The organism is Afipia birgiae 34632, from assembly GCF_000308295.2.
Classification (GTDB): Bacteria; Pseudomonadota; Alphaproteobacteria; order Rhizobiales; family Xanthobacteraceae; genus Afipia; species Afipia birgiae.
The window spans coordinates 2,411,075-2,437,197 of record NZ_HG326652.1 but is presented as its reverse complement, the minus strand read 5'-3'; the positions used below and the strand labels follow the sequence as shown (position 1 = coordinate 2,437,197).

General features: G+C 58.5%; 22 protein-coding genes. 9 read left to right on the top strand and 13 right to left on the bottom strand.

What is annotated here, in order from left to right; genetic code table 11:
• Position 1 precedes the first annotated feature (1 nt).
• The gene (locus BN32_RS11455; RefSeq protein WP_019198335.1) at positions 2 to 1,225 is read left to right on the top strand and encodes an endo-1,4-beta-xylanase; all 1,224 of its coding nucleotides are present in this window, start codon (positions 2 to 4) and stop codon (positions 1,223 to 1,225) included.
• 14 nt (positions 1,226 to 1,239) lie between these two features.
• Here BN32_RS11455 and BN32_RS11450 read toward each other — a convergent pair whose 3' ends face one another.
• From BN32_RS11450 to BN32_RS11410, 9 genes are all read right to left on the bottom strand, one after another.
• Positions 1,240 to 2,679: a lipopolysaccharide biosynthesis protein gene (locus tag BN32_RS11450; RefSeq protein ID WP_040425656.1), complete on the bottom strand. Its 1,440-nt coding sequence runs from the start codon at positions 2,677 to 2,679 to the stop codon at positions 1,240 to 1,242.
• 2 nt (positions 2,680 to 2,681) lie between these two features.
• The gene (locus BN32_RS11445) at positions 2,682 to 3,728 is read right to left on the bottom strand and encodes an acyltransferase family protein (RefSeq protein WP_347334726.1); all 1,047 of its coding nucleotides are present in this window, start codon (positions 3,726 to 3,728) and stop codon (positions 2,682 to 2,684) included.
• A gap of 2 nt (positions 3,729 to 3,730) precedes the next feature.
• On the bottom strand, positions 3,731 to 4,840 hold the full coding sequence (locus BN32_RS25595; protein ID WP_019198332.1) for an acyltransferase family protein: 1,110 nt from the start codon (positions 4,838 to 4,840) through the stop codon (positions 3,731 to 3,733).
• Between the two features lie 44 nt (positions 4,841 to 4,884).
• The gene (locus BN32_RS11435; protein WP_019198331.1) at positions 4,885 to 5,961 is read right to left on the bottom strand and encodes a glycosyltransferase; all 1,077 of its coding nucleotides are present in this window, start codon (positions 5,959 to 5,961) and stop codon (positions 4,885 to 4,887) included.
• A gap of 22 nt (positions 5,962 to 5,983) precedes the next feature.
• The gene (locus BN32_RS11430) at positions 5,984 to 7,378 is read right to left on the bottom strand and encodes a VpsF family polysaccharide biosynthesis protein (protein ID WP_156946970.1); all 1,395 of its coding nucleotides are present in this window, start codon (positions 7,376 to 7,378) and stop codon (positions 5,984 to 5,986) included.
• A gap of 14 nt (positions 7,379 to 7,392) precedes the next feature.
• Complete coding sequence (locus BN32_RS11425) at positions 7,393 to 9,705, bottom strand: GumC family protein (RefSeq protein WP_019198329.1); 2,313 nt, start codon at positions 9,703 to 9,705, stop codon at positions 7,393 to 7,395.
• Positions 9,686 to 10,990: an outer membrane beta-barrel protein gene (locus tag BN32_RS11420; RefSeq protein WP_152343823.1), complete on the bottom strand. Its 1,305-nt coding sequence runs from the start codon at positions 10,988 to 10,990 to the stop codon at positions 9,686 to 9,688. The genes BN32_RS11425 and BN32_RS11420 overlap by 20 nt, the downstream gene beginning before the upstream one ends.
• A gap of 469 nt (positions 10,991 to 11,459) precedes the next feature.
• Positions 11,460 to 12,047, bottom strand: a complete 588-nt coding sequence (locus BN32_RS11415; RefSeq protein ID WP_019198327.1) for a polysaccharide biosynthesis/export family protein — start codon at positions 12,045 to 12,047, stop codon at positions 11,460 to 11,462.
• 210 nt (positions 12,048 to 12,257) lie between these two features.
• A complete protein-coding gene (locus BN32_RS11410; protein ID WP_051488456.1) occupies positions 12,258 to 13,007 on the bottom strand; it encodes a metallophosphoesterase in 750 nt (249 codons plus the stop codon).
• Between the two features lie 781 nt (positions 13,008 to 13,788).
• On the opposite strand from BN32_RS11410, the gene BN32_RS11400 reads away from it, so the two are divergent.
• The 4 genes from BN32_RS11400 to BN32_RS11385 all read left to right on the top strand — a co-directional run bounded on the left by BN32_RS11400 (position 13,789) and on the right by BN32_RS11385 (position 18,320).
• A complete protein-coding gene (locus BN32_RS11400) occupies positions 13,789 to 14,559 on the top strand; it encodes a sugar transferase (RefSeq protein ID WP_019198323.1) in 771 nt (256 codons plus the stop codon).
• Between the two features lie 66 nt (positions 14,560 to 14,625).
• The gene (locus tag BN32_RS11395) at positions 14,626 to 16,059 is read left to right on the top strand and encodes a mannose-1-phosphate guanylyltransferase/mannose-6-phosphate isomerase (protein ID WP_040425655.1); all 1,434 of its coding nucleotides are present in this window, start codon (positions 14,626 to 14,628) and stop codon (positions 16,057 to 16,059) included.
• A 67-nt stretch (positions 16,060 to 16,126) separates the two neighbouring features.
• The gene (locus BN32_RS11390) at positions 16,127 to 16,918 is read left to right on the top strand and encodes an FkbM family methyltransferase (protein WP_019198321.1); all 792 of its coding nucleotides are present in this window, start codon (positions 16,127 to 16,129) and stop codon (positions 16,916 to 16,918) included.
• An 82-nt stretch (positions 16,919 to 17,000) separates the two neighbouring features.
• Positions 17,001 to 18,320: a UDP-glucose dehydrogenase family protein gene (locus BN32_RS11385; RefSeq protein WP_040425654.1), complete on the top strand. Its 1,320-nt coding sequence runs from the start codon at positions 17,001 to 17,003 to the stop codon at positions 18,318 to 18,320.
• On the opposite strand, the gene BN32_RS28215 is transcribed toward BN32_RS11385, so the two are convergent.
• Positions 18,314 to 18,745, bottom strand: coding sequence for a winged helix-turn-helix transcriptional regulator (locus BN32_RS28215; protein WP_430641904.1), 432 nt, complete (start codon positions 18,743 to 18,745; stop codon positions 18,314 to 18,316). The two genes, BN32_RS11385 and BN32_RS28215, sit on opposite strands and share 7 nt — an antisense overlap.
• 30 nt (positions 18,746 to 18,775) lie before the next feature.
• Between BN32_RS28215 and BN32_RS11380 the strand changes: the two genes are divergently transcribed.
• A complete protein-coding gene (locus BN32_RS11380; protein WP_019198319.1) occupies positions 18,776 to 19,144 on the top strand; it encodes a 5-carboxymethyl-2-hydroxymuconate Delta-isomerase in 369 nt (122 codons plus the stop codon).
• On the opposite strand, the gene BN32_RS11375 is transcribed toward BN32_RS11380, so the two are convergent.
• The 3 genes from BN32_RS11375 to BN32_RS11365 are packed head-to-tail and all read right to left on the bottom strand — an operon-like array spanning position 19,141 to position 21,557.
• Positions 19,141 to 19,938, bottom strand: coding sequence for an IclR family transcriptional regulator domain-containing protein (locus BN32_RS11375; protein WP_040426308.1), 798 nt, complete (start codon positions 19,936 to 19,938; stop codon positions 19,141 to 19,143). The genes BN32_RS11380 and BN32_RS11375 overlap by 4 nt on opposite strands.
• A 60-nt stretch (positions 19,939 to 19,998) precedes the next feature.
• A complete protein-coding gene (locus BN32_RS11370) occupies positions 19,999 to 21,237 on the bottom strand; it encodes an NAD(P)/FAD-dependent oxidoreductase (RefSeq protein ID WP_019198317.1) in 1,239 nt (412 codons plus the stop codon).
• Positions 21,234 to 21,557 carry a 2Fe-2S iron-sulfur cluster-binding protein gene (locus BN32_RS11365; RefSeq protein WP_019198316.1) on the bottom strand — a complete coding sequence of 108 codons (324 nt, stop codon included), beginning with the start codon at positions 21,555 to 21,557 and terminating at the stop codon, positions 21,234 to 21,236. The genes BN32_RS11370 and BN32_RS11365 overlap by 4 nt, the downstream gene beginning before the upstream one ends.
• A gap of 476 nt (positions 21,558 to 22,033) precedes the next feature.
• Between BN32_RS11365 and BN32_RS11355 the strand changes: the two genes are divergently transcribed.
• The 3 genes from BN32_RS11355 to BN32_RS11345 are packed head-to-tail and all read left to right on the top strand — an operon-like array spanning position 22,034 to position 26,094.
• Positions 22,034 to 23,392 carry an aromatic ring-hydroxylating dioxygenase subunit alpha gene (locus BN32_RS11355; protein ID WP_019198313.1) on the top strand — a complete coding sequence of 453 codons (1,359 nt, stop codon included), beginning with the start codon at positions 22,034 to 22,036 and terminating at the stop codon, positions 23,390 to 23,392.
• 36 nt (positions 23,393 to 23,428) lie between these two features.
• On the top strand, positions 23,429 to 24,865 hold the full coding sequence (locus tag BN32_RS11350; RefSeq protein ID WP_019198312.1) for a glutamine synthetase family protein: 1,437 nt from the start codon (positions 23,429 to 23,431) through the stop codon (positions 24,863 to 24,865).
• Between the two features lie 56 nt (positions 24,866 to 24,921).
• On the top strand, positions 24,922 to 26,094 hold the full coding sequence (locus BN32_RS11345) for an ABC transporter substrate-binding protein (RefSeq protein WP_019198311.1): 1,173 nt from the start codon (positions 24,922 to 24,924) through the stop codon (positions 26,092 to 26,094).
• Positions 26,095 to 26,123 lie beyond the last annotated feature (29 nt).

The following is a 26,123-nucleotide window of genomic DNA, read 5'->3' as shown; positions in this document are numbered from 1 at the left end:
CATGAAGTTTCTCGTTCTTGAACAGGACAGTCACGAAATCGCACCATTGCGTCGCAAGGATGGCGTCATGCTCACGACCTGCAATGAGAATGAAACAAAATCATTCTCGCAATGGAGATCTGCCATGCATGTGAAGATTTCGCGGCGACGGGTGATGTCGGTTCTTGCTGGCGCAGGAGTTGCAATGCGCGGCGTCACAGCATCTGCTGCCGGTGACGAGAGTCTCGGTGCAATTGCGGCTGCAAATGGATTCGTGTTCGGAGCCGCAGCAGGACCTGTAATCGACAAGGACCTTGCGTATCGCGAACTCTATACGAAACACACGCGGATCGTGACGACCGATGTCGCCATGAAAATGGGCACGATCGCGCCGCAGCCGGGTCCGAAACGATTCGAGAGTGCGGACCGTCTGCTCCAATTCTGTGCAAGCAATAGAATTCCGATGCGCGGTCACTGCCTCATTTGGAACGAGTGGGTTCCCGCGTGGGTGAAGAGCATGGATGCGACAGAGCGGCGGATGTTCTTCGATCGGTATATCGAAGAGGTCGTTGGCCGTTACGCCGGAAAACTCCAGTCATGGGATATCGTCAATGAGCCATTCTGGCCGGGGCACAAGGCGCCCGGAGGGTATCGGCTCGGTCCCTGGTATGATGCGTTCGGAACAGACTATGTCCGGAGGACATTCGAGCGCGCGGCTCTTGTGGACAAGAAGACTAAATTTGTTCTGAACGAAGCGCAGACGGAACGAGATGACGATGTCGGGAGGGCTGTTCGCGAAGGTCTGCTGCGTCTTGTCGACGAATTGAAGGACGCAGGCGTTCCGCTCCATGCAGTCGGGTTGCAGGGGCATCTTCAGCCGCGCTACCCGCATGATGCATCGCGCTTTGCCGATTTCGTGCATGCGCTGGCTGAGCGCAAGGTCGATATCTATATCACGGAATTTGACGTTCGCGACGACACGTTCCCGGATGATATCCCGACCCGAGATGCGATGATCGCGGAAACGGGCGAGAAGTTCCTCAATACTGTGTTGCGCATTCCCGCGGTGAAGATGGTGATCGCGTGGGAGCTCTCGGACAACTATTCCTTCTATACGGACGCAGCGAAGAAGAAAAATCCATTGGCCGAGCGGCTTCCCCGGCCATTGCCGTTTGATGATGCCAACCAAAGAAAACCGCTATGGTTTGCAATGGCGCGCGCATTCAGGAATGCGAAGAAGGCATAAGGACTCCTCCTTGTTCAAGAACTGGATCGTTGTGGCCGCGCGCGGAACATCTTGAATAGGGTCGGAGCGTAGAGCAGGGCAAGAACGGCGATGTACGAGGTTGCACCCGTCGCGATATGGGCAGCCATCGTGGCAATGTTCTTGGCTTCCGGCAGGAGCCGCAACAGGCAGCCCATTGCGATGGTCGCGATAGAGATGCGGAGGAGATGACCGAGCGGGAGCCGCAAGCCGAATTGCGAGAATCCAATTGTGAAGCTGGCAATCGCCGCCGCCGCCGCTGCGATGACGGTCGCAACGGCGCCGCCGACAATTCCCCAATACCAGATGAACGCAAAGCTCAGTGCCACGGTCACCGACGCGTCGATGCTCGCCACGGCGATCATCAGCCGTGTGCGGCTATGCAGGAGAAAGACCTGATCGCCGAAGTGGGCACGCAGGTTTCGGATCGCGCCTGTCAGAACGGCGAGCGGAAGGACAGCGAGCGTCACCTGCTGAAAGGGAGCTGCGATCAGAAGATGAACAATCTCTGCGCGCAGCATAAAGATACCGAGGATGCTCGGTGCGAGAACAGAAATCAGAAGTGCGCTGTTGTCGGAGAGTTGTTGCATCGCCGCGTTGCTGCCACTGTCCTCCATACGTTTCACGGCGATAGGGAAGGCCGCCGCGGTGACAAGCATGGCGGCCACGGCTGCGGCCCGCTGACCGAGGCCATAACCGACAGCGAACAGGCCTGCGGCGGCGACGCCCAGCACATCATTAATGACAAAGCGGGACGCATTGAGGCCGATCCAGCTGAGACCGCCCCCGATGATCAGCGGAATGCCGTAGCTCAGGGCGTGATTGACAATTTTGCGATCTATCGGCCAAAGCCTTCGCCCAAATCCGATCCTGGGCAGCACAACCAGCGTTGCAGCTAGCTGGGCAACGGCATAGCCAGCAAGCGGCCATTCCGGCCCCTGGCCGAGCCATCGGATCATGATCAGGCCGAGCAAAAAGCCAACGGCCGGTCCCACGATCTGCTGTATCGAGTAGACGCCGATCTGCTGCTGAACTCGGGCGCGTTCGCCGATGTAGAGATTGAGCGAGCGGGTGACGACATAGGCGACAGCCGCGATCAACAAGCCAGTGCTGGCGTCAGGTGAAATCACCAGGAACAGGATGCCGATGATGGCCAGACTCTGAATGACGACGGAGGTCAGCAGAATCACATTCTCTGTCCGGTAGAAACGGTGTGCTTCCTCGCCACTCTGGAAGCGCCCGAAGAAGCGCAACGCATACTGGGACCACCAGGCAAGAAATCCGATCTGGAGAAGTTCGTGCGTCGCTGTGACCAGCGTGATAACGCCAAGGGCGTGTTCATTGACGACATGGGTCCAGACAATCATTGCGATCAGCTGGAACAGGGGCCCGATGATTTGCGCGGGCATATAGAGTAGCGTGTGTCTCAAAAGCATGATCAGGCTCCCAGCCAGCGCAAGGTGCGGGAAGATGCGGTTCGCCGAATGGCCAGCAAGGCCGTGACGCTGACCATTGTTGTTATCGCGTATGTGGCCACGAAATCAGGAACCGCACCAAACCCGCGCAAGGGCGCATGGTCGCGCAGCGTCATGACGACGAAGATGTGCCAAAGGTAGATGAAATAGCTTCCCGATCCGATCGCTGCGAGAAGCGGGACGCGTGGATAGATGGCGAGGAGCAGGATAGTTAGCATTGCCGCGTAGCCGAAGAAGGCGACGGAGTCGTAGTCGGCAGAATCGCCGATGCCGAAGATCCTGACCGCGGCATAGATGAGATATGTGATGACGGTCGCACCCAGAATCGTTATGCGCATGTTGCGCAACGCGGGCTCAGCTCGAAATGCTCCGAACAGAGCTCCACATGCCGCAAAAGAAAACCAGAACGGAATGTTCCGCAGGCGTGCTTCTTGAATCAATGATTCAGCGAATCCTGCGCGCAACAAGAGCGGATCGAGATAGCTTCCGGCAATCAGTCCGAAGGCAATTGCAATGCCGAGGAGGATAGTGAGCTGCTGCGAGGTGTCCCGGGTGCTGTTATCGGCGTATCGAAAGATCAGCCACAAGCCGATCGTGCAGCCGACGTAGACGAAGACATAGTAGTAGACGAACACGTAGGCGAGCAGAAACCGTGCAACCGCCGTGGAGAGACGATGATCCATGGCCGGGTTGTGCCCTGCCATGTAGATGTAGGCGGCGGCGAAAGCGATGGCATAGGGAACTATGGTAGCCTTCAACCGCTTCCAGAGCGGAACGCGGCCTGAAGTCGCCGTTAGATATCCGGATGCGAACAGGAAGATCGGAACACAGGGTCGCAGGGCTGCATCGATCACTTTTATCCATGATGCATCGATCGATTGTGGCAACGAGTGAATTCCGATCACCATCAGGATGGCGATGCCCCGCATGGTGTCGATTCCGGAATCCCGGTTTACGGCTGGCGTCTCCGGCGAGGTCCGGCGAGCGGGAACGTGTGCGACCGCCGTCATTGTCATTGCGCGCGCCTTTGCGGAGTGCCAACGGAAGCGGGTGCGACAGCGCGGTGCGTGCGACGATCGAAAGCGTTATTGAGCATGCGCCGCAGCGGGGTCTCGAAGAAGCGATAGGACAGGACGCTCGCTCCCGCGAGCATTGCCACGGCGACAGGCAGCGACCACAGCTTTCCCCCGGGAATGCCACCCAGATAGCGTGCGCCGAACGTCAGAACGACGGTGGCGACTGGGATGTGAAGCATATAGCAGGAGTATGTATATGAAGAGGCGCGGTCGAACCCGAGCTGCGACACCGCGGTGGGTGTTTCAGATACGTCGTGCTGTATCGCGAGCACGGCGATTGCATAGACGACGACAAGCGCTGCCATATCCGGGAGCAGCCAGCCCAGAGCAAAAAATAGCACCAAACCAGCCGTCAGCATTCCGGGGACGATAGACCAGCGTGCGATCTGATGCCGGAACACATAACAGGCAACGCCAAGATTGAATCCCGGCAACGCCCTGAAGACGCCCCCCTTGTTGATCCACTCAGCCCATGGCTCGCTGCCAGTTGCGATTACGTAGATGCTGTTGGCAAGGGCAGGAAGCACAACAAGCGGAATCACCAGTGCTCTATGCCGCGCGGCCAGGAGAGCAACGATCGGAAACAGGAGGTAGCAGAACATTTCGGCTGACAATGACCAACTCGGGAAATTGAAGGTCAGCCGTTGCCCATCGATCGCGTGAAGCAGCAGAAGTTGTGCGGGTAGATCAGACAAGGGGTAGCGGGCAGGATTGTCGGTCTTCGCAAGTCCGAAGTATATCGCGGCGGCAACAGCGAGATAGAACGCCAGCGTTGCCAGATGAAGCGGATAGATGCGGGCCAGCCGGCGCCAAATGAAGCGTCCAGCCGATGCGAGGTCATTGACCTTGCCGAGATACTGGCTTGCGATGACAAATCCGGACACCACGAAGAAGAGATCGACGAACAGATTGAAATGCTCGGTGTGGTCGACCATGAAACGCCCAGCAGGATGATCCTTGACGTAATCCGCATAATGCAAAAGAACGACAGCGGATGCAGCGATGATCCGTAATCCGTCCAGATGTCGGGTGTCGTTGCTCTTCAATAACCGATCCTCAGTTGGTGTGCGCCTGACCGATTTGTGTTGCGTCAGGGTGCGACGCTTCGCTTCCTAGAATCAGCGCGCGGGCGTCGCTGAGAAAGCGCCATAATCAGGTCGATGACAGCGCCGCGATCGGATGAGGCTAATGCGTTCCAGCGCGCCAAATTTTCTGTTCCGCGAGCTGCAAATGATGTCCGCCATGCAGGTTCCGATAGCGCAGCGGTGATCGCACTCGCAGCGGCAGCGGGATCATTGGAGTCGATGAGAATGCCGGATTGACCCAGCACTTCACGGAAGATGGCCGCATTGGGTGCCGCGATCGGAAGACCTGCATACTGGGCCTCCAGCAGAGGCAGACCGAGGCCTTCCTCGTGAGATGTGCAGATAAAAACATCCGCGCCCTGAAGAATCTCGCGGACCCGCTCGCCGGATTGGTATCCGTGCAGGATCACGCCGGGACTTTGCTCAAGGATACCCCAATCGTCTCCCCAGCCGCGTCGCCCCACAATCTCAAGGGTGGCATCGCTAAAATTTTGCTCGCGCAGCGCTGCAAGAACCCGGGCTGCGGCCACAAAGTTTTTGCGCGGCTCCACAGTGCCGAACGCGACGAGGCGAAGCGGTTCCGATTTTCCAATCGGTCTCATGCGGTCATCCGGACGCAAGTCGAACACGTTACGTACCGGCGGGCGGTACAATGTGATGTCAGCGTCGGGCCGGCAGTGAGCGGAGAGCTTGCGCTTCGTGTCGGCGGAATTGACCAGGAAGCGAGGGTAGTTCTCCACTGCGAGCTTGAAGGAGGGTGCCATATAGAGCCGCGCGCGCCGGTTGAGGTCAGCGCGGCGGGACAGCAGGAAGATGTCGTGAATGTAGGGAATGACTCGCGTTGCCAACGGCCGCAACAAGGGACTGGGAGGGAAGCCGGGGCAGAGCAAGATCGATGATGCATCAGCCAGACGTAACGGTAGTCCAAATGTTTGCGTTGCGATCATCCGGCCGGTGCCGCGCGCGGTCACGGGAGTGACGTCGAGCGGAGCAAGCGCCTCCCGCGAGAACAACTCGAGCGTGATGCGTTCCAGGCCGGTGACGTGACGTCCGAGATGGGTATGGTCAACATAGACGGTCATGGGAGTCCGATCTCAAGATTCATCAGTAAGCCCGAATTGGTTTGCCGGCGGCGGCCCGTAGCGCCGGTGCAGTCGTTTCACGCGGCAACAGCAGCGTGATGAGAGTGATGAACTGCGCTAGCTGAATGTTCTTCGACGAAAAGCTGACGGAACTCGCCGCGATCACCAGGATTAGCAGAACGATTGCCCACGCTGCAGGGTTTGCGCGTTTGAGAATTTCCACAAACAGGCAGATCAAGCCGATGGTCAGCAGAATGGTGTGAATGAGTCCGAACTGGACAACGCAGGAGATCCAGAAGTTCTCAATTCCATAATTGAGCCCAAGCTGTGCCTGCAGTGCATTTACGCGGGTGGGATTTGGGCCCATCACCAGCTCCTGCCAGTCAAAATGGGACAGAAGGTCGAATGTCGCAAAGCGCGCGAGAGCACTGCCTTTGTCTGATGAGAACCGCAGCAGCATCTTGTCGAAGATTCCGAGGTCGAATGCTGCGAAAATTCCAGCCGCCGCGATAAATAGCAGGCAAAGGGTGGCAATCACCGTCGGAAGCGAAACCTGCTTTCCGCGCAATATCAGCCAGACTGCCTTTGCTGCGACAAAGCCCAGCACCAAGAGAACCGTGATCAGGGCGGTTCTGCCGCCGAATGCCATCAATGATCCGAGACAGAAGGCAATCAGCGCGATGCGAAGCATGGCGAGGGGGCAAAGGGCGGGGCGAAGAACCAGTGCGAGAATGTACGCTCCCACGAGGCCCGATGCGGTCAACGGATGCCCGAGCAGCGCTGACGAACGCCATTCCCCAACGACCAGTACGTCGCCCAGCGTCAGTGGGATTAACCGGTGACCGGAAAAGTATTCGTAGTATCCGAGACACACGTTGAGCAGGATGGTGAGATGGGTGGCCCAAATCAGTGGCTTTCGCTGGGTCGGCGAGAGTTGCCAGATGGCGAGACACAGCACGACTGGAAGGAGAAAGGTATCGATGATCACGGTGAATGGGCGTGTCAGTACGAACATCTGAACGAGCAGAAGTGACCAGCACGCAAGATAGACAAGGATGAGCTTCGATCCTGAGAACATCCGGTCGATCTCGCCGACCGGATCGGCGTTGCGCAGGAGCAGAAGGCCGAAGGCAAGAAATGTGAGGTAGGTTGCGGGGTGGAGCTTCTCGTAGAAGCCGCCACCGGCAGTTACGTAGTGTATTTTCCAGTGGGTCAGCATTGCCGACGACAGCGTGAATGTCGCGATCACGGCCAGCAGCAACAGCAGGACAATCATCCGGTCTATCAACCAGCCGGCCATTGCGGGTTCGCGGCTTCCCGCATGGGGCGGGCGCGGGAAGCTTGTCCTGACGGGAACCGCGCCACGATGCGGCGGGAACGGGCCGTTTGCTGGAATCGCGCCCATAATTCGGGTCATCGGTCCGCGCGCCTTCATTCCGCCGGTCCCGGCTTCAGCGCGGCGCTGCCGTATGGCTTGAGATAGGCCGAGCTGCGATAGTAGTCATAGAACCGCAGTCGGCTGAGATCGACCCGTGTCAGCACCGTACCGAGAATCCTGTCACGGACCGGGGACAGCAGGTTGACGGTGTGCGTGACAACTTCCTGAGGGGTCTGATCCCATCCCATGGCAAGAATGATGCGGTCGGACAATTCGGCCAACGCGCGACCGTCCACCAGAGGTACAAGCGGCGGTGAATCGATGATGATCAATTCATAGTGCTGGCGCAGGTGATCGAGGATCTCGACGATCCGCTCGGAGAACATCAACTCGGTGATGATATCGACATCTTTCACTGCCGGTGACGGCAGGATCGAAAGGCCGGAACTCCGGTCCAGCAGAATGGCCCGATCCAGCGAGACTTGTCCTTTGGCGACCTCCATCAGTCCCGCGTTGGCATGTGGGGACAGTGCGCGCGTCAATTGCGGATTGCGAAGATCGCCATCGATCAAAAGGGTTTTGATACCGAGTGTGGCAAGCGACAGGGCGAGATTGGCCGCAAGCGTTGTCTTCCCTTCGTTATCCAGCGCTGACGTTACCAATACGACTTTCAGCGGCTGGATACGCATCGTGCGTTGAATCGCAAGACGGACAGCGCGGATCGCTTCCGCGAAGAATGTGCCGGGTTCGTCGATGGCGTAGCGCATCAAGGGCGGCTGCAACGCAGGCGGCAACAGTCTCATGGTCCTGGGATTGTAACGGCCGAGTTCATCCCGCCCGCGCTTTGCGCGCGCCGCAAGCTCGCGCGTGCCGATCAACGGGACGGCGGCGAGCGCGGGGACACCTGAAACGGCCTCCGCCTGTTCAAGCGTTTTGATGCGGCGGTCGAGATAGTCTGCCAGAAATGCGAAAATGCACCCGCCACCGAGGCCGATCATCAGGGTCAGGCCAAGAATAAGCATGTTTTTGGGCGAAGAGGGCCTGATCGGGATGCTCGCTCTCGTCACCACGCGGGAGTCGGGCATTTCGAGACTCTCCTGCGCCGAGGTTTCCTTGTATCGGGCCAGATAGGACTCATAGAGCGTACGGTTCGCTTCGGCTTCCCGCTGCAACTCACGAAGCCGGACCAGAGCCGAACCAGAGGAGCTTGATACTCCCTGTACCTGATCGAGGCTTTGCTGCAAGGACGCTTCGCGAGACTTTGCGACATCGTAGTCGTGTCGCGTGCTGTCGAGAATGCGGCGGATTTCCTCGTTGATGAGACGCTGTGTGTCCTTCAACTGCGCGCGCACATTGGCGACGAGGGGGTGCCGCACCCCGTACTTGCTCGAAAGGTCGGCTTCGTTCTTTGCGATGTCGGCATACTGCGTTCGCAGCTTGGTGATCATCTCCGAGGTGATGGCGGCGTTGATGCCGCCAGCGTCGCCACCGGATTTGGCTAGTTGCTGCACCTGGTCGTACTTTGCACGCGCCTCGGCGGTTTGCGCCCGGGCGGCGATCAGCTTGTTGTTGAGATCCGTGATCTGCTGATCATTCACCGTGACGCCCTGCGCCACGGCGAGGTTATTGGTGGAGCGAAAATCCTCGACCGCCTGCTCGGATGTGACGACCCGCGATTTCAACCCCTCGATCTGGCCATTGAGCCAACTCGCGGCGATCTTGGTCGCGTCGTATTTGGCGCGAACCTGTTCCTCGAAGTAGCTCTCGGCAATTGCGTTGGCGATCGCTGCCGCCTTTCGCGGCTCCTCTGAGCTGATGCTGATATCCACGAGAAAGGTCGTGCCTTGCCGGGTCACCTTCATCCGCTTCTGAAGAATCTCGACGGATCTTGCCCTTGCTGCGTCCTCCGGGCTTGCCCCGGCGGCCGGGCCGCTGCTGCTAAACAGGCGCCTGACGGGATCAAGAAGTCCCGGCTTCGGCGTGAATTCCGGATCGGCGGTTAGCTTAAGTTTGTCCACCACGCGATGCAGGATTGCGACGGATTGGATAAGGAGGGCCTGGCTTTCGATGGTGGCGTCATCGGTGCCGAAATTCGACAGGACCGTCTGGCTGGTATCCACCACGTTGGCGCGGCGAGGATCCACGAGAACCGTGGATGTCGCCGTATATAAAGTACTCACGGCGATGAGATAGACCAGTGCGAGCGCAATCAGAGACAGCGGCGCTGCGGCAACAGCCTTCCAGCGCCGGCGCAGGATGCGTGCCATTTCGCGCAGATCGACGGTCGGTTGTTGCCATCGCCCGGCTGCGGCGCCGACGGATTCATCCAGGGCCTGGAGATCGGAGTCAGAACTGCGCTGTAACATTGATTCCTACCTGATGTTTGTCGAAGCTGAAGGCGGGAATATCGCTGTTACGGTCGGTATATCGATGGAAGACGGAAATTGAGCCGTATCGATTCATCAAGTATTTGATCCGCGCATCGGAGGTCATCACCGTGTCCTTGCGCGGCTGTCCAAAGAAGCGGTCGTTTTCATAGCCACCCGCGAGAGAGACGATCACGTTGCGCCGGAGTTCGTAGTCGAGACCGAGTTGGAAAGCGTTTGCGAGCACCCCCGTGGAACTGGTGTCGGATGTTTCCGTCACGATCTGTTCCGCCTTGAAATGAACGTCGAGCAGGCGGGTCGGGCGCCAGGTTAACATCGCGCGATAGGATGGGCCTTCGATCGAGCCGATAGATGCAGCATCGAAGCGCTGCTGGACGTAGCCCACACCAAATTCGCCGCTGAGAAGATTGGTAAATCCGACGGTGAAACCGGATAGTGCGCGATATCCCTGCGAATCCAGCGGCTGGGCTGGAGTGCCGCGAATGTTGCGCTGGTTGCCCTCAACTCCGGCGAACCATCCCAGAACGGGCGAGAACGCATAATCGACGCGGCCATGAAGCGAATAGATCTGACCATCGCGGCCGTCCTGATTGATGATCGAGCCGTTCTCCGCTCGGGTTTGTCCATAATCATAAGAGTCGACGCGCATGCCGACCGATGTGGTTAGCCGATTGAATTCCTTGCGAACGGTCACATCGCCGGAGAACAGGTCGTAGGGGGTCGGGGAGATTGCGTTCACCGGCGAACTGAGGGTGCCAACACCTTCATTCAGATGAGCGATCTGGAAGTTGGTGAGAACGGCAAGGTCGTGCGCGATGTCGAACCAGCCATTGCCCTTCAGGCTGGCATTGGTCTGATTAAGGCTGGAATTCTCATTATATATTGTCGACTGAGCGTCCAGCTTCAGATCGATGCCGTGCCGCTCCCACAACGTATGGGCGCGCAGCGAGGGTTGAAGCACGGCCGCGATATCCGCCCGCTTCGTCGTGTTCGACGAGAAGACATTGCTGTCGTAAAGGGCACCGGATATCAGCTTGGGGCTGAACATCCAGGAACCAGCCCGAATTCCGACCGGCTCGTACCCCGGCTGCTGTCGCTTATTCACCGGCATATCCTCGGGTTGGATCTCGTTGCGTGTCTCCGAATCCGTCAGATCGGGTAGCGAGGATGGTTCGAAGACCCGTTGCGTATTCCAGGGAGCAGAGAGTTGTTCAGTGCTCGATGGTATGACCTGTGCGTACGACGGCGCGGCGAGACCAAGCATGAGAGCGGTTGCCGGCAGCTGTGCCTTTCCCAGCCTTGCAAATTTCGATCCGCGATGCGGTCGCGGCGGTGCCGCTCGTTCGCGGCTTCCGACTTCCTCGAACACTATCAACGCAACAGCACTCTTCATTAATTGTCCCGTAAGGGAAGCTCGCACGCCCGGCGGAGGTCGCCGGTGCCGGATGTCTCGGAGTAGCCCAGAAAATCATCGTGCCTTCGTCCAAAGAAACGTCATGGTGGATTCGGTTCACGCCAGCGATATCGTCACGAACGTCCTTCCCCCGGTACGCGAGAAACGCTTTCTGCGCATCTCAACGCGAAACATCGAACATCGTTCTGCGTCGCAGAGAAATTTGCATCGCAAAGAGACGGTACTATGGCGGTGCACATCTGCTCGGCGTGCAAAATCATTTTTGCAATTCGCTGGGTGGAACGTTGAAATGTGAAATCGAAATGACGATTTAGAAGAATCAAAAGAAGCGCTCGGGGACGCGGATGTTGTCGCCCGGATAAATCAACACGGGTGCATCAAGCGGATAGATTTCTTCGCCAGCGCCGCCGGCGCGCCGCAAGAACACCTTGTTCTCGTTAGCGCGATAGGTGAAACCGCCTGCGCTCGCAATTGCATCGAGCACGGTCATTCCGACGCGATACGGATATTCGCCACTCTTCTTGACCTCGCCGAGGATGTAGAAGGGCCGATAGAGCGCAATCTCGACATTGACTCGGGGGTCGCGGACGATTCCCTTCGATAAGGCGGCTGTAATCGCGCGTTCCAGCTGGCGCGTGTTGGATCCTGCGGCCCTGACGCGGCCGGCGAGCGGAATGGAAACATAGCCAGCGCTGTCGACCTCATATTCACCTGCGACATCGGGCTCACCATAAACCTTAACGCGAACCCTGTCGGTGGGGCCGAGCACATATGTTCCCGCGTTGGGAGCAGCGGAGGATTGTTGCTGTTGAGCCTGAGCGTTCGTCTTGATGAGAATGTTGAGGCTGCAAGTTGCCACAACGACAGAAAGAAGCAGGCGCGCGACGCGCGTAGACATTTGCGACATGACTCAACCCCACTCAGGCACGCGACTTGCAGACATCAATCGGAGCGAATGACTTCCTTGATGCAGCATGGAGTGATAGTCGGGAAAAAAACGGCAAAAGAATGTGATGGGTTGTTCCAATGTGCCGCCGGATTGTTCTGCCATTGATTGTGGCAACCACGACCGGCTCGTTCGCGATTGTTGCTCGCGTGCCATGCGTGATGCAGATTTTTACAGCACGAGAACTGTCGCACCCTCGATCGCGATGCATGACAGGATGCCCGTTCGCCACGCGCCGGTGTCGATGTTAATCCTGTTCTCACGAATATCCGGGTGATCCACCGGAGTGTGACCGTGCACGATCACCTTGCCATGATTGAGCTCCGAGTTCAGGAACTCGTCGCGGATCCAGAACAGATCCTCAGCATCTTGTAGGTTCATTGGAACGCCAGGCCGTATTCCAGCGTGGACGAACAGAAAGTCTCCACAAACGAAGCTGTTGCGGAGACATTGCAAGAACAATTCGTGTTCGCGGGGAAAGACCTCCAGCAATGATCGCTGAATTGCGAGTGGTGCTTCTGTTTCGAGCCGTGTGCGCGGAACAACATTATAGGACGCGAGTGTCTGGAGGCCTCCGAGCCTTGCCCAGTGATGGAGAGTGCCTGCGTCTTGCCATAGAAATCGCTCCAAGATCGCTTCATGGTTGCCGCGCAAGCAAATGGCGTGCCGGCGCACAAGGCGGACTGCGAGCACGCTGAGCACGCCACTCGAATCGGGTCCGCGATCGATATAATCGCCGAGATAGACCTCGATGACGTGCTCAACGGGCCGGCGGCGGATATCGTCGTCGATCCGTGCAATGGTTTCTGCCAAGAGATCCGAGCGTCCATGAATATCTCCCACGGCGTAGACGCGCGTGCCCGGAGGCACGACGGCGGAACTCGTGCGTAAACCACGCGGGGTTGGGGCGCCGGATCGCATCAGGAAGTTTCGTCTTGAAACAGTTTCACGGTCAAATGGATGAATCCGTGATGACAGACGCTCCGCCAGTGGAAGTCAAAAGAAAATCATCCGGATCGCCAGTATAATGAGCGCCCAAACCGCGACATTGGCGAGAATGATCCAGTTTCTGAGTCGGTGATTCGCCTTCACAGAAGGCGTTAAGGAGGCCGCATTCATTTGGTCAGCGATCATCGCTGGTTCCGCTGAAGGCGCAGACGACACAGGTGAGTCGCCGCCCGTTGTCTCGATCTTCCGTAGCCGGACAATCATCTTGCGAGCTCGCTGTGAGCCTAATCCATGTTCCCGGAGAATCTAAAGACTCTCCTTTAGTTTTTAGTGAACGATCTGCACAAAGTATCAGTGTATCAGCGCGGCCGCATGTACCCGATCTCAACGTCACAATGCGCCTGTTCGATCGGATAATCGACTCCCTTCTTGAATCTTGTCCACGTCCTTGATTGTGCATGGCAGTGTCAACGAAATTGCAGCGTAAGAAATCGGCATCGCACTCTAAGCGCTTCGCAGCGCGACAAATTTTCGCGTCGCAAAAATGTTTTGAACCTCATGCGTGACTCGCGTGCGCGAATTTTTCGTTTTGCTGCCCCATTTCGTACAAAACTTTAGGAAAGCTTGCTCGCCGTTGGAGGTGGTGCCTTCGTTGTTCGAATCGTGCTTCGCGCCTGCGAAGAATTCGAAGTGACGCTGCCTTCTGCATGCGTTGAGTTTCGTCCGATAGACGTCAAGTTGAAAGCAAGGGCAAATGGCCGCGACAGTCACGACCCGTTTTGTTCAGGACAACTCAGCAACGTCGTGGAAGGGGCCGCGGCTGATCTCGGTTCGCCCGGTCGAGTACGCGAGCAGCAGTCCCTACCGAATTCGCAACGCCTACCGCTCTCGCGCTGCCGTTCGCATGTCGCACAGCGAACCGGCCGTTGCCGTCAGTAAGCGGATCTTTGATGCATCGGCTGCCGCGTTGGCGCTGTTGTTCTTCGCCCCGTTGTTCATCGCAATCGCGATTGCCATCAAGACAACGTCACGCGGACCGGTGTTCTTCCGGCAGTATCGCTACGGGTACCGCAATCACCTGTTCAAGATTTACAAGTTTCGTTCGATGGATGTGAGCATGGGCGATGCTGCGGGTATCCAGCAGACCGTCCAAGGTGATTCCAGGGTGACCCGCGTTGGGCAGATTCTGAGAAGCACGAGTCTCGATGAGCTTCCGCAACTGATCAATGTGATCAAGGGAGATATGTCGCTTGTCGGTCCGCGCCCTCATGTGCCGGGGATGCTCGCAGCCAATATGCCTTATGAGGATCTGGTTCCTTACTATTTCCAGCGGCACACCGCGAGGCCGGGCATCACGGGCCTGGCTCAGGTGAGTGGCTGCAGAGGCAGCACAGTCGAGCCGGATCTGGCGATCGCGCGGATCGATCATGATCTCGATTACATCGAGAAGTGGTCGCTGCGGATGGATATCACCATCATCGCACGTACGGTCCGGCGGGAATTCCTGTCAGGCAGCGGCTTTTAAGGAAATGATTCGTTCTGAATCGTCCGGCTATCCCGCATTCGCTATCTCGTATCTTTGGGGGCAACAATGACGCAGCGACAAAGTCGCATTATTCCCGTTCTTCTCTCGGGTGGGACAGGTTCGCGGCTATGGCCACTATCTCGTGAAACTTACCCCAAGCAGCTGCTCTCCCTGCTTGGGGAGAAAACCCTGTTGCAGCAAACTGCGCTGCGCGTGAACGACTCCGCGATGTTCAGCGGGATGATGGTCGTCGCGAATGCGGAGCACCGCTTTGCCATTGCGGAGCAGTTGCGTGCAGTAGGTGTAGCGGAACCAACCATTGTTCTTGAGCCGTTCGGGCAGAATACGGCGCCGGCTATCGCCGTTGCCGCGCTTGTCGCCCAGGAGTCCGATCCGGATGCGATCATTCTCGCCATGCCGGTCGACCATTGGGTTGGTGATGCGGCCGCGTTCCGTGCAGCAATAGACGTTGGCATGAGAGCGGCACAGGCGGCCCAGTTTGTGTTGTTTGGACTACGACCGACTGCAGCGGCGACCGGATTCGGTTACATCCAAGCGCGTGACGAACTCGCCTCCGCGCCCGGCGTCCATCAGGTGGCGGGCTTCGTGGAAAAGCCGGATCTCCTCACCGCCGAGCGGCTTCTTGCTGCCGGCAACTATCTCTGGAACAGCGGAATCTTTCTGCTGCCGGCGCGATTGCTGATCGAGGAACTGGCGCGGCTGGCACCGGACATACTGGCGGCATGCAGGGCCGCACTGGCAGGCGCGACCCGCGATCTGGATTTTCTGCGTCTCGATGAAGCTGCTTTCCGTGCATGTCCATCCGTATCGCTCGATTACGCCGTGATGGAGAAGACAAATTCCGCCACGGTTGTTCCGGCAGATTTTGACTGGAGCGATGTCGGGAGCTGGTCGGCGCTGTGGGACATGGGCGACAAGGATCGTTCCGGTAACGTGGCGATTGGCGATGTCGTCATGGAAGATGCCAGCGGATGTTACGTCCGCGGAGAGGGGCCTCTGGTCGCCGCACTTGGGGTGGATGATCTCATAATTACAGCGACGCCAGATGTCGTTCTTGTTGCGTCAAAGGACCGGGATCAGGACGTTGCCAAACTCGTCGGACGGCTGAAAGCCAGCGGTCATCGTTCGGCGACCCAGACCCAATCCGTCCATCGCCCGTGGGGCTACTATCAATCGATTCACGCCGGCGACCGGTTTCAGGTCAAGCGGATCACGGTCAATCCGGGAGCCAAGCTGTCGCTGCAGAAGCACTTCCATCGTGCGGAGCATTGGGTGGTCGTCAATGGTACGGCCATCGTCACGCGGGACGACGAAGAGATCCTGCTACGCGAGAATGAATCGATTTTCGTTCCGCTCGGATGCATGCATCGCCTTGAAAATCCAGGAAAGGTGCCACTGAACCTGATCGAGGTGCAGTCGGGTCCATATCTCGGCGAGGACGACATCGTTCGCGTGGAAGATATCTACCACCGGGTTTGAACCTGATCGAAACACTCGGCCGTTTGCGTCGGGGTTCGTGCGATGAGGCAACAGAAAGGCGGCGGCGATGACAGCTGTTCGACAAGTCAAGAACGCGTTGAAAGAAACCTTCCCGGAACTCTGGCTGCGGTGGCATTTCATGCACCGTCCAAAAACAGCAGAGGTGGAACTGTCGTTTCTGGACAGAATCGTGTGCAGGGATGCGGTGACCATCGATGTTGGCGCAAACTGCGGTCTCTATACACGTGAACTGGCGCGGCTTTCCCGGTGCGTGCATGCATTCGAACCTTCGCGAACGATGGCCGACGTTCTCCGGCTAACTTCGGCGTCGAATGTGATCGTTCACGAAGTGGCGCTGTCTGACCATGAGGGAAACGCGGAGCTTCTGATCCCGCAAAGTGAGCAGGGCGCTGTTCATGGTCTCGCGTCGCTCGAGCCGCAGGTGGCACTTTCGGCGAAATCCTGCACGGTCCAGAATGTGCCGATGGCTCGGCTCGATGACATGATTGATGACAACGTCGCGTTTGTGAAAGTCGACGTGGAGGGGCATGAGCTGAATGTTCTGAACGGCGCTGTCGAATTGCTCGAGCGAAGCCAGCCGGTTTTCCTCGTTGAAGCCGAAGACAGACATCGGCCGCTGGCGACTGAATCGGTTTTCGAATTCTTTCAGGAAAGAGGCTACAGCGGGTTCTTTGTCGAAGATGGTGACATTGTTCCGGTCGACCAGTTCGATGTGGAAATTTTCCAAGACCCGGATTCGCTGCTATCGAACGGCGGGCGCAAGGCCGGTCAGGCCTATATCAATAACTTCTTCTTCTTCCCGTCCGGCAAGGACGGATGGGAAACGCTCGCCGGCTAGACAGCGAGTTACATTTCACTCACAGCTCCCGACGATGCGCGCTGAAAGCGCCACAGAATGGTTTGACCAGACAGGATTATTGATGCGGATCACTATGGTTGGGGCGGGATATGTCGGACTGGTTTCGGGAGCATGTTTCGCTGATTTTGGGCATCATGTTGTTTGCATCGACAATGATGGGAAGAAGGTGGAGGCGCTCAACCGGGGTGAAATTCCGATCTACGAGCCGGGCCTCGCAGAGCTTGTGGCTGGTAACGTCAAACAACGCCGTCTGAGTTTCTCCGACGATATAGCGGCAGGAGTTCGCGGTGCGGACGTTGTTTTCATCGCTGTCGGAACACCTTCACGCCGAGGCGATGGACATGCTGATCTGTCGTACGTTTATGCCGCCGCCCGCGAGGTTGCAGGCGCGTTGTCAGATTTCACGGTGGTCGTGACAAAATCCACAGTTCCGGTCGGGACCGGCGATGAGGTCGAGCGGATCATCCGCGAACAGAATCCCGATGCGAAGTTTGCGGTGGTTTCGAATCCTGAATTTTTGCGCGAGGGCGCAGCAATCCGTGATTTCAAGCATCCGGATCGCATCGTCATCGGCACCGATGATGCCCGCGCGCGCGAGATGATGGCCGAGGTGTACCGGCCTCTCTATCTCAATGCCGCGCCCATCGTTTATACCGATCGTCGTACGGCGGAGCTGACCAAGTACGCCGCGAACTCCTTTCTCGCAACCAAGATCGCTTTTATCAATGAGATTGCGGATTTGGCGGAGAGAGTCGGCGCCAATGTACAGGAAGTAGCGCGGGGCATTGGTCTCGATAACCGCATCGGCGCGAAATTTCTGCATGCGGGTCCGGGATATGGCGGCTCGTGCTTCCCGAAAGATACGCTGGCTCTGATCAAAACCGGACAGGACAATGAATCGCCGTTGCGGATCATCGAGACTGTCGTTGCGGTAAATGACCAGCGCAAGCGCGCCATGGCTCGCAAGGTTGCCAATGCATTCGGAGGCAATCTGCGGGGAAAGTCGGTGGGCGTGCTGGGAATGACGTTCAAACCGAATACCGACGACATGCGTGACGCGCCGTCGATTCCCCTGATCACTGCGTTGCAGGACATGGGTGCGAACGTGCGCGCCTTCGATCCTGTTGGCATGGAACAGGCGAAGAAGGTGCTGGAGGATGTCACTTTCTGCAGCGATGCCTATGAGTGTGCGAAGGGGGCCCATGCGCTCGTTATCGTCACGGAGTGGGAGCAGTTCCGCGCGCTTGATCTCAAGGAGATGGCAGTCACCATGGCCACACCGGTGATCGTCGATCTCCGGAATATCTATTCGCCGGACGAAGTAGCGCGGAACGGGTTTCTGTATTGCGGGGTGGGGCGGCCGCAACCCGCGACCTATTGAGATGATGCGCCGTCATATGGCGATGGCGTCGCCAGCTGCTTACTTTTTGGCTGGCGCAGGCTTGCGCGAGGGAAGGGTGATGACGGTCTCAAGCTCATCTTTCCTTGCCGGCTTGCCGCGTTCGTCGACGAGGGGACGGCAAGTTTCTGTCCGGTTGTCTTCGACCGGAGCGTCAAAGGCCCGGAGCCATTCCCGATCCAGTGATCGCTCCACTCGGTCAACGCGCTGAAGGACAGGCCCAGCGATTGACCCTTCTTTGTCAACGGATACTCGATCCGCGCGCGCTGTCCTTCCTCGCGGTACTCCTGACGCACCATCAGGCCGTTTTCCACAAGGCGGTGAGACGGCTCGCGTAGAACGGAGTGCGGGAGGCGCCGCGATCCGGTCCCTCTTGGCGGCTGGACTGCGGACAAACACGGCTGCATGATCGGCCCCGCCAAATTGCAGGGAACGTCATGCCTCATCTCGTCTGTCACTATTCCGCGTCAACCGACATGCCTCCGATGCAGGACGTCATGCTGGCGCTTCACCGCGCTGCTGCGTCTACCGGTGTCGTCAAGGCTGAGGATCTCAAGATCCGGGCGCAGCCGTTCATTGATTATCTCGTCGCAGGCGAGCAGCGATCGTTCTTTCACCTCTCGCTTTACCTTCTGGCGGGGCGAACGCGGGAGCAGAAGGAGCGTCTCAGCGTTGCGTTGCGGCAGGAGCTCTCGGAGCTTCTGCCCGACATCTACAGCATCAGTGTCGACATCCGAGACATGGATCCGGAGGCTTACAAGAAGCGGTTGCTCGACGTTCCGCCTCGTTCCGTGCGGCAGGGTTAAACCAGCAGCGGCTTCGCCGCGGTCGCCATATCCTTCAGCAGCGGCAGGAAGCGATCAATCATCTCTCCGGTGGTGATGCGGTCCACATGCGCGCCGATATTCGCCGCCGCCACGACGGCGCCGTCGTAACGATGAATCGGGACCGAGATCGAACGGAAACCGGGCTCCGCTTCGCGGTCGACCAATGAGTAACCCTTGTTCCGGTCGCTGATGATGGTGGCGATCACGATGGACTTGTCGGTGACTGTTTCCGGCGTCTGGGCGGCCAGCGTCATCGATTCGATGGCGGTTGTCAGCTCGTCATTGGAGAGGCGGCCGAGCAGAACGCGGCCCACAGAGGTGCAATAGGCCGGGAGCCTGTAGCCGATATCGATCCCGGCGGAAAATACCCGCGCAGGGCTGGCTCTGGCGACAAAGACGGCTTCCTGCCCATCCAGGATCGCAAGCGAACAAACCTCGTGGGCCTTTGTCGAAATCCCGTCCATCAGTGGCTGCATGACGGCAACGATCTGATTGGAAGAGAGATAGGCCGAGGCCAGCGCCAGCACACGCGGGGTCAGCGAAAACAGCCGTTCGTCCCCCGCCACAAAGCCCGACTTCTGGAGGGTCAGGAGGATTCGGCGTGTAGTCGCACGCGGCAGATTAGACGCCTTGGCGATATCGCTCAGTGTCATTGGCCGGTGTTCGATGCCGAACGACTGCAGCACACGAAGGCCGCGGTCGAGGCTTTCGATGAACTCGCCCCCGTCGCGCCTGGCTTCTTCTTCCTCTGCGGTGCGCTTTACGCGGGGCATGCTGGTCAAGTTCTTTCGGTTCATGTGTCGATCCGATCAACGAGACCATATTTCGCCGGATTATGCACCAGCCGCGTTGATCGTTGTCAAAAGCGATTTGAAATCGAAGGAGAGATCGGCGGCCTGCTCCGGCGACGGTGAAATGCCGCTGCCAATCAGCCGCCGGGCAGCCATTTGATCGCCCGCGCGGCTGACGCTGTCCACCGCGCACAGCTTATTCTGTTTGTAGTAGAAAACCGAGAATTGTCCGCCTTCCAGCGATCCGCGCACCGCCTGCCGGTCGAAGTTGCGCGAGATCCCGACAGTTTGCAGTTTCGCATCGTACTGATCGGACCAGAAGCGCGGGACGCTGCCGTAAGGTCCGGTTTTCCCGGCGATCGCCAGTCCGGCGGCCTTGGCCTGATCCTGGGCATTTTGGACCGATTCCAGACGCAGCCAGTCTCCGGCATAGGCATTGTAGTGATTGGCGCAGTCGCCGGCGGCATAGATGTCAGGATCGTTGGTCATGCCGTGGTCGTCCACCACGATCCCGTTGGTGCAGTTCAGTTGCGCATCGCGCGCAAGCTGATCGTTTGGCACGCCGCCGATTCCGACGAGCACGAGATCTGCCCGCAGGCGCGTGCCGCCCGATGTCGCCACGAACGCTGCGCGGTCGTTTTCTCCGCCGATTGCCGCGATCGATTCATTGAGCCGGACGTCAACGCCGTGCCTTGTATGCAGATCGAGCAGGAATTGCGAGACGAGCGGCGAGACCGAGCGTTCGAGCAGCCGCGAGGCGCTCTCGATAACGGTCACCTTCTTGCCGAGCTTGCTGGCGGACGCCGCAACCTCAAGGCCAATAAAACCGCCGCCGATGACAACAATCTCCGCGGCATTCCGCAGCCGCTCCTTCAGATCGACCGCGTCCCGGATCGATCGAAGATAACAGACGCCGTCGAGGTCCGAGCCCGGAAGGGTCAGGCGGCGCGCATGAGAGCCGGTACCGATGAGCAGCTTGTCGAAATCGAGTTTGGTGTTGCCGTTGATCGAAAGCTGCCGCGCATGCCGGTCGATCGCGTGCACGCGCGTCTCGAGAATAAGATCGATCTGCTTCAGCTTGAAGAATCCCTCGTCGCGAAGAACCAGATTATCCTGCGTGACCTTGTCGAGCAGGAAGTCCTTGGACAGGGGAGGCCGCTGATAAGGCAGCAGATGATCGTCGGCGACGACTGTGATGCGCTCCGCGTATCCGGAGTCGCGCGCGGACAGGGCCGCCTGAATCCCGGCATACGACGCGCCGACGACGACGAGCCCGCTCATGACTGTGCCTCCGGAACGTGGACGGTGAGGGATGTGACCGAGGGTGGAATCTTCAATTGGCAGCTCAAGCGGCTGTTGGGTTTGCGAGTGGCGGCAACCGACCCGAGCAGTTCGAGTTCCTCCGGCTGCGGCGGAGCCAGCAGGCCTGAAGCGCTTTCTTCTACGTAGACGTGGCACGTCGCACAATCGAGACAGCCGCCGCATTCCGCATCAATGCCTGAAACGCCATTGCGGATGGCGGCGAGCATGACGCTCGTTCCGCTGTCGATGTTTACGACGGCCTCGGAGCCGTCCGGCTGAATGAATTTGATCTGAGCCATTATCAACGCATCCGTTGCTGGGCCTTGCTAGCGAAGTTCATTTAACGAACATATGGGCGTTCATCGAACATATCAATTCAAAATTCCCGAGATGCTGGTTCTTGGTGAAGCCAATCATTCAGGCTGGATTTCGCATTTGCAGCATAAATAGGCGCTCACAGCTCCAAATTGCGCTTGCACGTTTTCTAGTTTGGAGTCAGTCTAACAAATATCGCACATGTGTTCGTTCATCGAACATTGATTTTGGGCGAAGAAGCAAGATGCGGGACACCGAAGTGATGAAGTGCGGGCCAATCGCAGCAGTCGTGCAGGCATTTGCCGCGGGCGATTTTGCTTCTCCCGGGTCTCGCCTGTTGCGGCGGAAAGGTTTTCAATCGTCGAAGCATCTCGGCGAACCGGGACTTCAACCGGCCTGCGTGCGGGCCGTCGATGTTTTCGGCAAATAATCCTCTCGGGACTGGAAGGAAAAAGCAGCCATGATGAGCCAAGAGCAGAACGATCTGATCACCCGCACAGGCCCTGCCGACCCGGCTGGAAAACTGATGCGGATGTACTGGCAGCCGGCGGCACTGGTCGACGAGCTCGAAGGTCCGCGACCGATCCGGGCGGTCAAATTGCTGGGCGAGAACTTCGTTCTGTTTCGCGATGAGCAGGGCCGTTACGGATTGATGGATCGCGATTGTCCGCATCGCGGTGCAGACCTCGCCTTTGGCCGGCTTGAAAACGGCGGTCTGCGCTGCGCCTTCCACGGCTGGCTGTTCGATGTTCAGGGCAACTGCCTCGAAACTCCAGCCGAGCCGGTCGGCTCATCGCTGTGCAAGAACATCAAGCAGCGCGCCTATCCTGTCGTGGAGAAGGGCGGCATCCTGTGGGTCTATCTCGGTGAAGGTGAGCCGCCTGCATTTCCGGAACTCGACTGTTTCGTCGCACCCGATGCCTATACGTTTGCGTTCAAGGGGCTGATCGAATGCAACTGGTTGCAGGCGCTCGAAGTCGGCATCGATCCGGCGCACGCCTCGTTCCTGCACCGCTTCTTTGAAGACGAGGACCTTGAGAAGTCCTACGGCAAGCAGTTCCGCGGCGCGTCTGCCGGCAGCGACATGCCGATGACGAAAATTCTACGCGAGTACGATCGTCCGATTATCAACGTCGAGAAGACAGAGTATGGCCTGCGGCTGGTGGCGCTGCGCCAGATCGATGACGAACTCACCCATGTGCGCGTCACCAATCAGTTGTTTCCGCACGGCTTCGTCATTCCGATGAGCCAGGAAATGACGATTACGCAGTGGCATGTGCCGGTCGACGACACCCACTGCTACTGGTACGCGATCTTCACCAGCTACACCAAGCCGGTCGACAGGAAGAAGATGCGCGAGCAGCGCCTCGAATTGTACGAACTGCCGGACTACGTGTCTCGCCGCAACAAGACCAACGATTACGGCTTCGATCCGCACGAGCAGGCCACCGAGACCTATACCGGCATGGGACTGGACATCAACGTGCACGATCAGTGGGCCGTTGAGTCGATGGGGGCGATCCAGAACCGCACGCGCGAGCATCTTGGGCAATCAGATAAGGGGATCGTGCAATATCGCCGGCTGCTGCGTCAGGAAATCGAGAAGGCCGTTGCCGGTGGCAAGCCGCTATTGTTCCTCGACGAAGCGCATGCGCGAAGCATCCAGGGGCCTGCGACGATGGACGGCATCGGGCCGACGCGCGGCTGGGAAATCTACTGGATGGAAGTCGACGTGAAGCGGCGGCGTGGTGCGCCTTGGGCTGCGCCGATTCCAACCGAGATCGCAGCAAAGGTGCCGCATCTTACCGCGGCCGAGTAAGGGTTTGCTGAGCCAATGTCAGGGAAAGCAACGTCATTGAGCTTTGTCGCACGACATCGTCTTTGGTCGGAGGAGCAGAACGAAGCGGCAGTCCGGCTTCGGCGCATTGTCGAAGAAAAGGGGCTGGATACGATTCGTTTGTCGTTTCCCGACCAGCACGGGATTCTGCGCGGCAAGACGCTGGTTGCGAGCGAAGCGCTGCGTATCCTTGAAAGCGGCTGCTCGATCACGACCACGATGCTTGCGAAAGACACCTCGCATCGCACGGTGTTTCCGGTGTTCACCGCCGGCGGCGGTTTCGGGATGAAGGAAATGCAGGGCGCGGCTGACGTGCTGATGGTTCCCGACCCGTCGACCTTCCGCGTGTTGCCCTGGGCTCCTACCACGGGCTGGATTCTGTGCGACGTTCATTTCGCTGACGGTCGTCCCGTGCCGTTCGCGACGCGCGGTTTGTACAAGTCGGTGCTGAACAAGCTGAGCGCGCGCGGCTACGATTTCGTGGCGGGGCTTGAGGTCGAGTTTCACGTCTTCAAGGTCAACGATCCGAAGATGCGGCCAGCGGATGCAGGCCAGCCCGGCGAACCGCCGGAAGTCAGCCTCCTGTCCCACGGCTATCAGTATCTGACCGAGCAGCGCTACGACCAGATGGAGCCGGTGCTTGAACTGATCCGGCGCGATGTCGTCGCGCTCGGCCTGCTGCTGCGGTCGATCGAGGTCGAATTCGGCCCCAGCCAGTGCGAGTTCACCTTCGCGCCGACCGTCGGGCTCGATCCGGCCGATACGATGGTGCTGTTCCGCAGCGCCGTGAAGCAGATTTGCCACCGCCACGGCTATCACGCGACCTTCATGTGCCGCCCGCGCATCCCGAACGTCGTGTCGTCGGGATGGCACTTGCACCAGTCGCTGGTATCCCGTGCCGATGGACGCAACGCCTTTATGTCCGATACCGACAGTGAATTCCTGTCGGACTTCGGCAAGGGCTATCTCGGTGGATTGCTGGAGCATGCCCGCGCGGCGACCGTGTTTACGACGCCGACGATCAATGGCTACAAGCGCTACCGGTCCTATTCGCTTGCGCCGGACCGTGCGATCTGGGGCCGGGACAACCGTGGCGTCATGATCCGCGCTTTGGGCGGTCCGAAGGACCCGGCTACACGGTTTGAGAACCGGGTCGGCGAGCCTGCGGCCAATCCGTATCTGTACATGTCCTCGCAAATCCTGTCGGGGCTGGACGGCGTAGACCGCGCGATTGACCCCGGACCCTCCGCGGATACACCTTACGAGACCAAGGCCAGCCTGCTGCCGAAGTCGCTGCGCGAAGCGGTTTTCGCGCTGAACGACGATCCATTTTTCAGGAACGCAATGGGCGCGGAACTGGTAGACTATTACGTGCACATCAAGAACGCCGAGATCGATCGCTTCCAGGCCGAAGTTACCGAATGGGAGCAGCGCGAATACTTCGAGATGTTTTGATGCAGCGCGCCGAACGAGCTTGACGTCAATAAAACAAAACAGGAGCAGGGGACCACATGAACAAGGCAGTGAAATACGCGTGCGCTCTGGCGGTTGCCGGACTGATGTCGGGAGCGGCTCATGCCGACACGATCAAGGTCGGCGTCATCGGCACCATGTCCGGGCCGTATGCGCTGTTCGGCCAGAACTTCAAGGCAGGCATCGAGGCCTGGGTGGCGGAGCACGGCTCCAAGGTCGCAGGTCACGATGTCGAGTTCATCTACCGCGACGAGGAATCGCCGAACCCCGCGAAGTCCAAGGCAATCGCGCAGGAACTGCTGGTCAAGGACAAGGTGCAGTATCTCGCAGGTGTCTATTTTACGCCCAACGCATTGGCGGTAGCGCCGCTGCTTGAAGAATCGAAGACGCCATTGGTTGTTTTCAACGCCGCGACGTCCGCTATCGTCGAAAAGAGCCCCTTCATTGTCCGCACCTCCTTTACGATGTGGCAGAACACCGTGCCAGCCGCGAAAGTCGCGAAGGCGAAGGGCGCGAAGAAGGTTGCCATCGCAGTCAGCGATTACGGCCCTGGCATCGATGCCGAGGCGGCGTTCAAGAAGACGTTTGAATCGGATGGCGGGACGATTGTCGAAGCGATCCGCATGCCGCTTAACACCACTGACTTCAGCCCGATCATGCAGCGCGTCAAGAGCTCGGGCGCCGATACGATCTTCACGTTCCTGCCGGCCGGCCCGCCGACGCTGGGTTTTGTGAAGGCGTATATCGACAATGGTCTTAAGTCGGGCGGCGTCAAGCTCATCTCGACCGGCGACGTCGTGACCGAACCCGATCTTCCGAACATCGGCGATAACGGTCTGGGTATTCTGTCGACGTACCATTACGCGGTGTCGCATGCGTCTCCGGAGAACAAGGTTTTCCTTGAGAGGCTCGCCAAAGCAGGCACGACTTCCGACAATGTGACCATGACTTCGGTGGCGGCTTATGACGGAGCGCGCGTGATCTACAAGATGATCGAGGCCACCGCCGGCAAACGCGATCCGGAGAAAGCCGTCGCTGCGGTCAAGGACATGAAGTGGGTCAGCCCGCGCGGTCCGGTGTCGATCGATCCGACGACACGGCACATCACGCAGAACGTTTATCTGCGCGAAGTCGCCAAGCAGGACGGCAAGCTGATCAACAAGGAGCTTCAGACATTCGAAGCTCAGCCCGATTGGGCGCTGGTCAAGTAAATCACAGAACTGCCACGCATGGATTGGCG